Source organism: Enterobacteriaceae endosymbiont of Plateumaris pusilla (assembly GCF_012562765.1).
Lineage (GTDB): Bacteria > Pseudomonadota > Gammaproteobacteria > Enterobacterales > Enterobacteriaceae.
In genome coordinates this window covers 461,068-475,087 of the sequence record NZ_CP046226.1, presented here as the reverse complement: position 1 = coordinate 475,087, position 14,020 = coordinate 461,068, and the positions used below count along the sequence as shown (strand labels likewise).

General features: G+C 16.4%; 10 protein-coding genes. 5 read left to right on the top strand and 5 right to left on the bottom strand.

Translation table 11 applies throughout. The features are described 5' to 3' along the window. Window positions 1–60 precede the first annotated feature (60 nt). A complete protein-coding gene (locus GJT83_RS02260) occupies window positions 61–315 on the bottom strand; it encodes an HPr family phosphocarrier protein (protein WP_168892815.1) in 255 nt (84 codons plus the stop codon). A 255-nt stretch (window positions 316–570) separates the two neighbouring features. Then, window positions 571–1,152: a 5-formyltetrahydrofolate cyclo-ligase gene (locus GJT83_RS02255; RefSeq protein ID WP_168892814.1), complete on the bottom strand. Its 582-nt coding sequence runs from the start codon at window positions 1,150–1,152 to the stop codon at window positions 571–573. Between the two features lie 235 nt (window positions 1,153–1,387). Between GJT83_RS02255 and lysA the strand changes: the two genes are divergently transcribed. Then, window positions 1,388–2,656, top strand: a complete 1,269-nt coding sequence (lysA, locus tag GJT83_RS02250; protein ID WP_168892813.1) for a diaminopimelate decarboxylase — start codon at window positions 1,388–1,390, stop codon at window positions 2,654–2,656. Between the two features lies 1 nt (window position 2,657). Here lysA and GJT83_RS02245 read toward each other — a convergent pair whose 3' ends face one another. Continuing rightward, window positions 2,658–3,320 carry a TerC family protein gene (locus GJT83_RS02245; protein ID WP_168892812.1) on the bottom strand — a complete coding sequence of 221 codons (663 nt, stop codon included), beginning with the start codon at window positions 3,318–3,320 and terminating at the stop codon, window positions 2,658–2,660. Between the two features lie 9 nt (window positions 3,321–3,329). Next, complete coding sequence (locus GJT83_RS02240; RefSeq protein WP_168892811.1) at window positions 3,330–4,013, bottom strand: MutH/Sau3AI family endonuclease; 684 nt, start codon at window positions 4,011–4,013, stop codon at window positions 3,330–3,332. A gap of 81 nt (window positions 4,014–4,094) precedes the next feature. Here GJT83_RS02240 and lgt point away from each other — a divergent pair, with 81 nt between their 5' ends. Genes lgt through recD form a run of 4 tightly spaced genes read left to right on the top strand, consistent with a single transcriptional unit; the run spans window position 4,095 to window position 13,604 of the window. Then, on the top strand, window positions 4,095–4,952 hold the full coding sequence (gene lgt / locus GJT83_RS02235; RefSeq protein ID WP_168892874.1) for a prolipoprotein diacylglyceryl transferase: 858 nt from the start codon (window positions 4,095–4,097) through the stop codon (window positions 4,950–4,952). Between the two features lie 54 nt (window positions 4,953–5,006). After that, complete coding sequence (locus GJT83_RS02230) at window positions 5,007–8,186, top strand: exodeoxyribonuclease V subunit gamma (protein ID WP_168892810.1); 3,180 nt, start codon at window positions 5,007–5,009, stop codon at window positions 8,184–8,186. 17 nt (window positions 8,187–8,203) lie between these two features. Continuing rightward, window positions 8,204–11,737 (top strand): exodeoxyribonuclease V subunit beta, encoded by a 3,534-nt coding sequence (recB, locus tag GJT83_RS02225; protein WP_168892809.1) that lies wholly within the window; start codon window positions 8,204–8,206, stop codon window positions 11,735–11,737. 28 nt (window positions 11,738–11,765) lie between these two features. Further along, the gene (recD, locus tag GJT83_RS02220; protein ID WP_281348855.1) at window positions 11,766–13,604 is read left to right on the top strand and encodes an exodeoxyribonuclease V subunit alpha; all 1,839 of its coding nucleotides are present in this window, start codon (window positions 11,766–11,768) and stop codon (window positions 13,602–13,604) included. A gap of 54 nt (window positions 13,605–13,658) precedes the next feature. Here recD and rplS read toward each other — a convergent pair whose 3' ends face one another. Beyond that, window positions 13,659–14,012, bottom strand: coding sequence for a 50S ribosomal protein L19 (gene rplS / locus GJT83_RS02215; protein ID WP_246208755.1), 354 nt, complete (start codon window positions 14,010–14,012; stop codon window positions 13,659–13,661). Between the last annotated feature and the right edge of the window lie 8 nt (window positions 14,013–14,020).

Here is a 14,020-nt window from a genome sequence, read left to right as displayed (position 1 = left end):
ATTAATTATTTTTATAAATATATTATTAATAATTTGAATAATTTTATTTTTAAATATAATTTATAATTTTTTAATAATTTTTATTAAATGTTCTATTGCTTCTTTTTCATCTATTCCGTAAGCTGTTAAAATAATTGAAGTTCCTTTAGTCATTCCTAATGTTTGTATCTTAAATAAACTTTTAGCATTAACTGTTTTTCCATTGGATGTAATTGTTATATCAGAAATAAAAGATTTAGCTTCTTTTACAAAAAGTGCTGCTGGACGAATATGTAAACCATGAGTATTATTAATAATAATTTCTTTTTGGAACATTATTTTTACCTAATTTTAAATTAATTTATTATTTTAAAATTTTATATTTTATAATAATAATTAATTTTATTTATGAATAAGAGTTTTATTATATAATTAATTATTATAAAATTTAATAAATAACATAAATCAATAATTTTAAATATTAATTATTTACAATAATTAATACAATAATTCATTATTATTTTTATATCAAATTTTATTTAATTTAATATTTAAATTAGCCATATTAAACATTAATATTTTATTAATTAATTATAACCATATTTTAGATTGTGTAATAATTACTGGTAATGGAACATCCCATTTACAAATAGGAAATTTATTATTTAATTGACAATCATAAGCTATTCCTATAGGTAAAATATTATTTGATTTATTTATTAATAATCTATCATAATATCCACCACCCATACCTAATCTATAATGATTAAAATTAAATGATACAATTGGTACTATTATTATATCTAATATATCAATTAAAAATAAAGATTCTTTTTTCACGTTAGGTTCTAATATATTAAATTTATTAAATTTTAATATTGTATTAGAATTATATTTAGAAAATAGTAATTTTCCTTTAAAAAATGGATCTATAATAGGAACAAAAACTGTTTTATTTTGTAACCATAATTTTTTTATTAATAAATTTGTATTTATTTCTCCTGAAAAAGAAATAAATAATCCTATATTTTGATTTTTTCTAAATGAGATAAAATTTAATAGTTTATTAGTAATAATATTATCTAAAATATGTTTATTAATAATAGAAATATTTTTTCTTAATTTTTTACATTTATTACGAATTTTTATTCGTTGAAGTATTTTTTTTTGCATATAAATTATATTGTAAATAATGTATTAAAATATAATTTTATATAATTTATTTAATAAAAATTAAAGAATATATTTTAAAATTTTTTATATATTGAATAATATTTTTTTTAAATATATTATTAATTAAATTATTTATAAATATTAAAATATATTTAAATAAATATTCCAAAAATTTTAGTTAAAAAAATTATTAATTTTATTAAAAATTATTAAAATATTATAGGTTATAGTAATTATGACACAAATATTTGATATTTATCATAATAAAAATGGTTTTTTAACAAAAACTATATTTTCTATTATAAAAAAATATAATTCTCCAATTTGGTTATATTGTGCAGAAACTATAAAAAAACGTATTTTACAATTAGCAAAATTTGATACTATCAGGTTTGCTCAAAAAGCATGTTCTAATATAAATATTTTAAAATTAATGAGAAAAGAAGGTGTAAAAGTAGACGCAGTATCTTTAGGAGAAATAGAAAGAGCACTAATAGCTGGTTATAATAATAAAAATAAAGATGATATTATTTTTACAGCAGATATTTTTGACTTTAATACATTAAAACGTATTATAGATTTAAATATTACTGTTAATGTTGGTTCAATAGATATGTTACATCAATTAGGACCATTATCTAAAAATCATAATATTTGGTTACGTATTAATCCAGGATTTGGACATGGACATAATAAAAAAACTAATACTGGTGGTGAAAATAGTAAACATGGTATATGGCATACAGATTTAAAAAAATCTATTGAAATTATAAATAAATATAATTTAAAATTAATAGGAATGCATATACATATAGGATCAGGTGTTAATTATTCTCATTTAAAAAAAGTATGTGATGCTATGACTGATTATGTATTAAAACCATATATTCCTAAAATTAATATAATATCTGCAGGTGGTGGTTTATCTGTGCCTTATAAATTATATGATAAAAGTGTTGATACGAAACATTATTTTAAATTATGGAATAAAACACGTAATATTATTAATAATCATTTACAAAAAAATATAAAATTAGAAATTGAACCTGGTAGATTTTTAGTAGCAGAATCAGGAATATTAATTTGTCAAATATGTGCTATAAAAAAAATAAAAGAAAAACGGTTTATTTTAGTTGATGTTGGTTTTAATGATTTTATGAGACCTGCAATGTATGGAAGTTATCATTATATATCAGCAATTTCTTCAAAAGGTATAGATATGTCATATTTACCAAAAATAGAAGCTATAGTTGCTGGTCCTTTGTGTGAAGCAGGAGATGTATTTACTCAGTCAGATAATGGAGAAATAAAATTTTGTTTATTGCCATATGTTCATGTTGGAGATTATTTAGTTTTTCATGATACAGGTGCTTATGGAGCATCTATGTCATCTTGTTATAATAGTAGACCTTTAATACCAGAAATATTGATTGAAAACGGTATTCCAAGAGAAATTCGTCGTCATCAAAAAATACAAGAATTAATTAGTTTAGAGATCTATTGAATTAAAATAGATGAATGATTCCTTTAATTAAAAATGTAATTCCTAAAAAAAATAATATTTTTAAAATTAATAATCTAATTATTTCATATTTATTAATTATTTTTATAATAAAATTTGTTATAAAAATAATAATAATATATGAAATAATTACTGCTATAAATATTAAGAAAAATTTTTTTGTTATACTTGTTAATATTATTAATGAATCTAAACTTGAAATAACATCTATAAAAATAATTTGTAAATAATTTTTTATTAATAAAAAATTATTATTATTTTGTATTTTAAAATTTTTAATATTTGTAATTTTATTTAAAGATTTTTCTGTAAAATATTTTTTTAGTAAAATTATTCCTCCTATTGTAAACATAAAATTTTTTATTGTATAATGATAGCTATATATATAAAATATATCAATATTATTTATATATGATAAAGAAAGAATAAATTTTATTAAATAAATACGAATTAATAATATTATTAAAAAAAGTAAATATTTTATTTTAAATGTTTTTTTAAAATATGATAATTGAGATATAGCTAATGAATAAATAATAATATTATCTATATTTAATATTATTTCTAATATTATTAAAAATAACAAAATAAATAAATTTACTGGTTGTATTTTACAAGAAAAAAAATTAAATATATAATCCTCCATTTAAAATTCTTATTTATATTTTATAAAAAATAATTTTGTAAAATTTTTTTTTAAATAAAAAGCTCTAGACTTAGTTAAAATAATATTATTATCTTTATTTATAGTTTTTATTAATTTATTTTTTTTAGATTTTGTTTTTACTACTAGAATAGTACCATTATAATAATTTATATTTTCAATATTACCAGAAATAAATAATGTTATTAATCCAATCCAATCATTATATAATTTTTTATAATCTTTTTTTGAAGGTTTCCATATAATTGGTTTACCTATTACTCGCATACTAAGAGGAGTATTTTTACTTTTAGTTATAATAGGTATCCATAAAATTTTAGATAATTTCTTATATAATTTACTTTTATTCCAAATAAAAACTTTTTTATTTATTAACGGAAAAGAACATATAAAAGTATCATTAATAGTATTTCCTTTTTCATCAATAGGAATAGTTTTAATTTCTATACCTATTTGAGGTATATCTTGATTAAATGTATTTTTTTGTTTATTACCTAGTAAATATAATTCAATTAATTTACCTATCCATCCTTTATCTTTATTTAAATTTATTGGAATATTATAATTTAACCATTTTGCAATATTTATTAGATAATGACCTGTTATTAATGATGCTCTTAGTAATAAGATTTTTTCACTATTAATATTATTAGAAAAAATTTTATTTATATTCATATAATCCATATGTATTTATTAAAAATAATATTTTTACTCATTAACATAATTATATATAATATTGTTATTTATAATAATAAAATGAATATGAAATATTTATTTTTTCCAAAAATAAATCCTATTGCTATTACAATAGGAAAAATTAATATTTATTGGTATAGTTTAATGTATATAATTAGTTTTTTATTTGTAATTAATATATCAAAATTAAAATTATATCGTAATTTATATTTGCAAAATAAAGAAAATGAAAATTTATTTTATTTATCTTTTATAGGACTTTTATTAGGAGGAAGAATAGGATATATATTATTTTATAATTTAAAATATTTTTTAATTAATCCTATATCATTAATCAAATTAAGAGAAGGTGGTATGTCTTTCCATGGAGGATTGATTGGTGCAGTTTTAGTTATTTTTATATATTCTATTTTTTATAAAAAAAAATTTTTACAATTAACTGATTTTATTACTCCATTAATTCCTTTTGGATTAGGAATGGGAAGGATAGGTAATTTTATTAATGATGAATTATGGGGACGAGTTACTATTAATATTCCATGGGCGATGTTATTTCCTAATTCAATTGAATCAGATTTAATTTATATTCAAAATCATAAAAATTTTATAAATTTATTTATACAATATGGTAATTTACCTAGACATCCATCACAAATTTATGAATTTTTTTTAGAAGGATTAATATTATTTATAATTTTAAATATAAATTTTACTAAAAAAAAAAAATTAGGTTATAATACCAGTATGTTTTTATTATTTTATGGTATATTCCGTATTTTTGTAGAATTTTTTAGAGAACCTGATATACAATTAGGTTTTTTTTACAATTATATAACCATGGGACAAATATTATCTTTTCCTATGGTAATTATAGGGTTAATTATGTTATATTATACTATATATAAAAAATTTAATTAATATAATTAGTATTACAATTTTTTCAGTATATTTACATAAAATAATGTTTATAACATGTTTACAATATATCATTCTAATGATTTAGATGTTTTATTAAATTTAATTAAATATAATATCTTAGAAAATCCATTAAATAATCCATTACAAACAGAAATTATAATTTTACCTAATCTAACATTTATTCCTTATTTAAAAATTTTTTTTTCTAAAATTATTGGAATACATGCTAATATTAATTATATTAAACCAGAAACATTTATTTGGAATGTATTTATAAAAATAATTCCAAAAATTAAAAAAGAAAATATTTTTAATAAAAAAATTATTATTTGGCAATTAATGAATATTATTCCAAAATTAATTATTTTACCGGAATTTAAACATTTTCATAAATATTTAAATAATATCAAAAATATTAATTCTTTATTTGAATTATCAATTCAAATTGCTAATTTATATGATGAATATCAAAAATATCGTCCAGAATGGTTATTTTTATGGGAAAATGATCAAATTATATCTTTCATAAAAAATAAAGATCAAATTTGGCAAGCTAAATTATGGAAACAATTAATTATATATAATAAAATAATATTAGGTAAACCATTATGGTATTTTAGTAAATTATACAATTACTATATTAATAATAAAAATATAATTAAAAATTCTATTTTACCAGAAAGAATATTTATTTTAAATACACAAAATATTCCTTTAATATATTTCCAATTATTAGAACAATTAACAGAGTATATAGAAATTCATATTTTAATAAATAATCCTTGTATGCATTATTGGGATAACATTAAACTAAATAAAAATTATAATTTTAATAATTCATTATTATTTTCTTGGGGAAATTATGGAATAAATAATATAAATAAATTAATAGAGTTACAATCTAGAGTTATAGAATCATTTATAATGATTAAATCTAAAAATTTATTAAAAAATATACAAAAAGATGTTTTTTTATTAAGAGAACATTCTTTTCCAATAAATAAGAAAAAAGAAATTAATAATATAGATGATTCTATACAAATAAATATTTTTTCAGATGCTAAACAAGAAATAGAATTTTTATCTATTAATATTATAAAATTAATAAATAGTAAAAATTATTATTTACATGATATCATTGTTATTTCTCCTAACTTAAATAGTTATTTACCTTTTATTTATTCTATTTTTAATAAAAAAAAAATACCTTTTAATATTTATTTAGATATTAACCAATGTCATATATTTGATATACCTGATGCATTTTTATTTTTATTAAATTTATCAAAAATAAAATGTAGTCCAGAAGAAATATTTTATTTATTAAATAATAATGATATCTCAAAAAAATTTTTTATTAATGATGAAGATGATTTAATATATTTACGCTATTGGATTAATGATATTGGTATCAAATATGGATTAGATTTTAGTAATTTTAAGAATATTTCTTTATTTAAAGATCAATATACTTGGAAATTTGGATTATATCGTATGTTATATGGTTATGCTATAGATAATAATTCAGGAAATTGGAATAATATTATTCCATACAATGGTACATTTGGTTTATCAGGAGAATTATTAGGAAAATTTACTTATTTTTTATTTATATTATATAAATGGAAAAAAAAATTAAATAAAAAACAAACAATAAAAAATTGGAAAATAAATTTAAAAAAATTATATTCAGAATTTTTTTATTCAAATATGTATTCAAATAAATATATGATATACTTTTTTAAAAAAATTATAATGTTTATTGATAATGGTTTAAATTCAAATTATGAACAAAAAATATCAATTAATATTATTATAAAAGAATTTCAAATTCAATTAGAAAAGAAAAAAAAACAATTTAATTATTCTTTAAATAAAATTAATTTTTGTAATTTTGAACAATTAAATGGAATATCTTTTAAAGCTAGTTTTGTAATAGGTATGAATAGTAAATATTATCCCAAATATTACTATCCAGTAATTTTTAATTTAATAAAAAAATATCCTAAAAAAAATGATAAAAATAATTTAGATAAAGAAAAATATTTTTTTCTTACATTATTAATGTCTTCTAAAGAAAAATTGTATTTAAGTTATATTAATAATAAAAATATAAATTATGATAAACAATATCCTTCTATTTTAATTACTGAATTATTAGAATATATCTCTCATAATTATTATATAAAAAAAAATAAAATAACTAATTGTATTATTAATAAAATATGTCATTTACATAAAGTAAATAGTAATTTTATGATATTCAAAGTCAATAATTATGATTTTTTAAATAAAAAAAATATTAATATTAATAATATATCACAATTAGAAATAAAAAAAATTTTTCTCAAAAAATTTTTAAATTTCTGGCAAAATCCTCTAAAAGGTTTTTTTAATCAAAGATTAGGAATATATTTATATGATTTAAATCAAATAAAATTTTCAGAAATAGAACCTTTTTCACTTGATTATTTAACAGAATATAAAATTAATAAAAAAATATTATATTCATTAATTTTTAATACAAATACTAATCTAATTTATTATCAATATTTAAATAAAGGAATTTTACCTTATGGTAATTATGGGAAAATATTATGGAATAATAAAAAAAAAAATATATGTAATTTATTTACTAATTATTTAAAAAATTATAAATATGATAATATTATTAAATACATTAATATAAATATATCTGGAATAAAATTATATGGAGAAATAAATTTTATAAGTTATATTAAAGGTTTTATAAAATATGAACCTAAAATTATAGATATAAAATCTATTATAGTTTTTTGGATAGAACATTTAATTTTATGTACAATAAATATTAGAGATGGAAATAAATTTATTTCAAAAATTGTAGGATTCAAAAATACTGAATATAATTTTTCTTATATTAGTCCTAATACAGCAATAATTTTATTAAAAAAATATCTTGATGGATATATATATGGATTAAATCATATGATTATGTTGCCCATGAAGAGTTCTTGGGAATGGTTATATTATTGTTTTGATAAAAAAAATAAGTGTATTAATTATGATATTTTTGTACAAAAAAATGCAAAAAAGAGATTTTTTTATTTTTGGAATTTAAATAGTAATTTTATAGGAGAATGTAATGATTTATATTTTAATAGATTAAATTATTTTTTAAATAAAAACAATTGGTTAAAAACTATAAAATTAATAGAAAAATGGATTTTACCTATAATGTTTTATATAAAATAAAATATTTTTATATTATAATGATAAAAAAAATAATACAAATTAAAGAATTTAATCCCTTTACAGATGATTTAAATCAAGAATATTTAATAGAAGCTTCAGCTGGAACTGGAAAAACTTTTACAATAATTATAATTTATCTGCGTTTTTTACTAGGTTTATATAAAAAAAATAGAATTAATATTCCATTATCAGTAGAAGAAATATTAGTAGTTACATTTACTGATGTTTCAACAAAAGATTTATGTAAAAGAATAAAAAATAGTATAATTATATTACGTACAGCATGTATAAAAGGTAATAGTCCGTATTCTATTATTAATAAATTTTTAAAAAAAATAAAAAATCTTCATGAAGCAAATTTAATTTTATTAAAAGCAGAATTAAATTTTCATAATGCAACTATTTTAACAATACATTCATTTTGTCAAAAAATTTTAAATCTTAAAAATTATGAAATTAATGGTTTTATTGATAACAAAAAATTAATTAATAATGAATTTTATTTACAAAATAATGCTTCTATAAATTTTTGGAGAAAATATTTATATCCTTTACCAAAAAATATTGCACAAATAGTATTACAATACTGGAAAACACCAAATGATTTAATAAATAAATTATTACCATTTTTATTAAAAGATAAATTACCTAAGTTAAAATATTATATTAATAATATAAGTTTAATAAAACAATTTTATAAAAATATACAATATATAAAAATTTTAAAAAAAGATTGGATTACATATAGTAATGATATAATTAATGTTATTATAAAATCCGATATTAATAAACATATTTATAATAATAGATCTATTAAACTTTGGATAGAATACATAAATAAATGGGTAAGTAATAATACTGAAGATAATTTTATTCCAGAACAATTAAAAAGATTTTCTCAAAATATTTTAATATCAAAAACTACAAATGGTAAAAGTTTTCCAAAACATATTTTATTTAAAAAAATAGAAATATTTTTAAATAAAATAATCAATTTAAAAATATTAATAATAATAAAAGCTATAAAATATATTAAATTTTTAGTTCAAAAAAATAAAGAAAAAAATGAACAAATTAGTTTTAATGATTTATTATCAATATTAAATAAATCATTAAATGATGATACAAGTAAAAATTTAGCACAAGATATAAGAAAATTATATCCTGTTGCATTAATAGATGAATTTCAAGATACGGATATACAACAATATGATATTTTTAAAAAAATATATATAAATCAATCTAATTGTACATTAATATTAATTGGTGATCCAAAACAAGCTATTTATTCTTTTAGAGGAGCTGATATTTTTACTTATATTAAAGCTTCACTTGAAATTAAAAATCGTTATACATTAAAGAATAATTGGAGATCATCTAAAACTATGGTTAATAGTGTTAATAAAATATTTTCTAATCGTACATATCCTTTTTTTTTTAAAAATATACTTTTTAATCCAGCATCATATGTAAAACAAAAATTAAATTATAATTTTATTATCAATAATATTATTCAACCAGGAATTACATTTTGGTTTTTACCTAAAGAAACAAATTTAAATTTATATAAACAAAAAATATCATATCAATGTGCTTATGAAATTTGTCAATGGCTTATATTAGGACAACAAAAAAAAATTTTTTTTAGAAAAAATGAAAATAACATTAATATTATTAATATATCAGATATAGCAGTATTAGTACGTAATAAATATGAAGCTAATATTATACAAAAGGAATTTATAAAATTTAATATTCCTTCTATTTATTTATCTAATTCTAATAGTGTTTTTGAAACTATAGAAGCAAAAGAATTAGTATTATTACTGCAATCTATTTTAGAACCTCATAAAGTAAAACGATTAAAAAATATTTTAGCAAGTAATTTATTTAATATAAATTTATCTAATTTTGATTATAAAAAAGAAAAATATTTTTTAGAAAAAATTATTAATCAATTTATTAAATATAAAAATTTATGGGATAAATATGGGATTTTATTAATGTTAGAAAATATTTTTTTAAAAAAAAATATTTTATTTAAAAAAAATATAATAAATAGTAATCATAAAAAAAAAATACAAAATATATTACATATAGCAGAATTAATAGAAATAGAATTTATAAAAATTAAAAGTAAAAAACAAATAATTATCTGGTTATTAAAACAAATTACATTTCCAAATAATAGATCAGTTGATCAACAAATAAGATTAGAAAATAATTCTAATCAAATAAAAATAATTACTATTCATAAAGCTAAAGGATTACAATTTCCATTAGTATGGATACCTTTTATTGCTTCTAATTTTTTAGATTTAATAAATGATGAGGGAATAATTTATCATGATAGAAAAACATTAAAAACAATTGTAGACTTTAAAAAAGATGATGATAGTATCAAACATGCATTAGAAGAATTATTATCAGAAAATTTACGATTATTATATGTATCTTTAACTAGATCAATTTTTCATTGTAGTATTGGTATAGGAAATATTAAAAATAATAAAAAAAAATATCAAAAATATCTACCATATCAAAGTGCTATAGAATTTTTAATAAATAATAAAAATAATTTAAATCCTAAAAATTTTGAAAATTCTTTATATTCTTTAATAAATTCAGATATTCAAATTAAAATTATAACTAAAAAAAAATTAATACAATATAATCCTATATGTCCTATAAAAGAAAAAAATACAAATACATATTATAATGAATTAAAAATTCATAAATATAATACTTTGTTAATTACAAGCTATTCTATAATAAAAAATAACTTAAATATAAATAATAATATTTATAAATATAAAATTTTAAATCCTAAAAAAAAATATATAAAAAAAACACCACATACTTTTCCTGTAGGAAAAAAAACGGGAATTATTTTACATAATATTTTTGAAAAATTAAATTTTACTAAAAGAATTTCATATTCTTTTATTAAAAAAGAATTATATAATAAAGAAATTAATTCTTCTTGGTATAATATATTAATAAAATGGTTAACAAATATATTACATCATCCATTGGGAAAAGATAATATTATTTTAAGTAAAATAAAAAATGAAAATAAAAAAACAGAACTAGAATTTTATTTAACTATAAAAAATGAATTATGTAGTATTGAATTAAATAAAATAATATGTCAATATGATAATATTTCTAAAAAATTACCAATATTAAATAATAACATTCAAGGAATATTAAAAGGTTTTATTGATTTAGTATTTTTATGGAATAAAAAATATTATTTAATAGATTATAAATCTAATTGGTTAGGAAATGATTATAGTAAATATACTAAAAAATACATAGAAAAAAATATACGTTTAAATAGATATGATTTACAATATCAAATATATACATTAGCTTTACATAAATATCTTTGTTCTCGTATTAAAAATTATAATTATAAAGAACATTTTGGAAGTGTTTTATATTTGTATATAAGAGGTATAAATAATTTTAAAAATAATTCTAATGGTGTTTGGGAAATAAAACCATCTTATAAATTAATTGAAAAATTAGATCAATTAATTTCTTAAAAATTTTAAATATAACTAAATTAATAATATGTATTATTTTTTAAAAAAATTATATAAAAATAATTTTATGCGTTTAATTGATTTACAATTTGCATATATACTTACATCTAAAAATGAACCATATTTAATGTTTATTGTTGCCTATCTTAGTTACTTTACTAGTAAAGGTAATGTTTGTTTACCTTTATTAAGATTTAATATAAAGAGTATATTAAAAAAAAAAAATATTATTTTATCAAAAAAAGAAATAGAATTAATTAATAATATTACAAAACAGAAAAAAAAACTATTATATTATTCAATTATTGGTAATGGTGATAAAGTTACTCCATTAGTTATACAAAATAATTGTCTTTATTTATATAGAATATGGAAAGCAGAAAATATAATTATTAAAAATTTAATAAATAATTATTTTATTTTACCAAAAAAAAATAATATAAAAAAAACATTAAATCTTTTATTTAATCAAAATGATATTTGGCAAAAAATATCAGTAGCTATTGCTTTTACTCATAAAATCAGTATAATTACAGGATCTCCTGGTACAGGTAAAACACATATTATAGCAAAATTAATAATATTTTTTATAAAAATGTATTCTATTCCCTTAAAAATTAAAATAGTTGCTAGTACAGGAAAAGCAGCTAATAGACTAACAGAATCAATTAATCAATATTTTATAAAAAATAATTTTTTAATTAGTAAAGAAGAAAGAAAAAATATTCCTTATAAAGCAACTACTATTCATCATTTATTAAAAATTAATATGTATAATAAAGAAACTTTATATAATATTAATAATAAACTAATTGTTGATCTATTAATTATAGATGAAGCATCTATGATTGATTTAAATTTAATGTCAATTATATTAAATATTTTATCTACTAATAGTAAACTAATTTTATTAGGTGATGATAATCAATTACCTCCAATAGAAATTGGTTATATTTTTAAGGATCTTTGTAATTTTAAAAAATTTAATTTTACTAAAGAATATTCAAAATGGTTATATGACATAACTAATTATCTTGTTGAAAAGAAAAATAATACTCAAAGTTTTTTTTTACGTAATTGTATTAGTTTATTAAAACATAATTATCGTTATGAACATAATTCAGGAATTAGTAAATTAGCCATATTAATAAAAGAAGGAAATGTAAAAAAAACTAAAGAATTATTATTTAATAATAAATTTAATGATGTTAGATATATTAATATTTATAATGAAAAAAAATATAAATTAATGATAATGAAATTTGTTTTAGAATATAAAAAATACTTTAATTATTTAATAAAATACAGTAATATTCATGATATTTTTAATTATTTTAATAAATATCAAATTTTATGTGCTATAAAACATGGATTATTTGGTACAAAAGAAATTAATGCTCAATTAGAAAATGAATTTTTAGAGAACAATATTTTAAATAATACTTACAAAGAAAATAATTGGTATATAGGTCGTCCTATTATTATTACACAAAATAATAGTTTTTTAAATTTATATAATGGTGATATAGGAATTACTTTTTTAGATAAATTAGATAATGAATTAAAAATTAAATTTAATTTATCTAATGGAAAATATCATAATGTTCTTATAAATAATTTACCTAAATATGATTTAGCATATGCAATTACAGTACATAAATCTCAAGGTTCAGAATTTAATAATACATCTTTAGTATTACCTAATAAATATTCATCAATATTAACTAGAGAATTAATTTATACTGCAATTACAAGATCTAAATCAAAAATATCAATTTATAGTAGTAATAATTCAATATTGTTTAAATCAATAAAATCAAAAATAGTACGATTTTCTAATTTAGAAAACCGTATTTTACAAATTTAAAAATAATTATAAATTTAATAAATTTTTTATAAAAATAATATTTTATTAGATATTTTACATTAAACGTTCTTTAATACGAGCTGATTTTCCTGTTAATTTACGTAAATAATATAATTTTGCTTTTTTAACATATCCATGTTTTTTTATAGTTATAGAATTAATTATTTTTGAATATATTTGAAATACACGTTCAATACCAATATTATTAGATATTTTTCTTACAGTAAATGAAGTATTTAAACCTCTTTTACGTATAGCAATTACAATTCCTTCAAAAGATTGTAATCTTTTTTTAGAACCTTCAACAACCCATACTTTTATTTCTAATGTATCTCCTGGTCTAAATAAAAGAGAAATTGTACTTTTCTTTATTTGTTCTTTTTCTATAGAATTAATAATATTCATTATATTTCCTA

Bases quoted from the DNA above. Each gene is read 5' to 3' on its own strand.
- recD (WP_281348855.1), top strand. From the start codon at position 11,766: ATGTATTATTTTTTAAAAAAATTATATAAAAATAATTTTATGCGTTTA.
- GJT83_RS02230 (WP_168892810.1), top strand. From the start codon at position 5,007: ATGTTTACAATATATCATTCTAATGATTTAGATGTTTTATTAAATTTA.
- lysA (WP_168892813.1), top strand. From the start codon at position 1,388: ATGACACAAATATTTGATATTTATCATAATAAAAATGGTTTTTTAACA.
- GJT83_RS02240 (WP_168892811.1), bottom strand. From the start codon at position 4,013: ATGAATATAAATAAAATTTTTTCTAATAATATTAATAGTGAAAAAATC.
- lgt (WP_168892874.1), top strand. From the start codon at position 4,095: ATGAATATGAAATATTTATTTTTTCCAAAAATAAATCCTATTGCTATT.
- GJT83_RS02260 (WP_168892815.1), bottom strand. From the start codon at position 315: ATGTTCCAAAAAGAAATTATTATTAATAATACTCATGGTTTACATATT.
- GJT83_RS02245 (WP_168892812.1), bottom strand. From the start codon at position 3,320: ATGGAGGATTATATATTTAATTTTTTTTCTTGTAAAATACAACCAGTA.
- GJT83_RS02255 (WP_168892814.1), bottom strand. From the start codon at position 1,152: ATGCAAAAAAAAATACTTCAACGAATAAAAATTCGTAATAAATGTAAA.
- recB (WP_168892809.1), top strand. From the start codon at position 8,204: ATGATAAAAAAAATAATACAAATTAAAGAATTTAATCCCTTTACAGAT.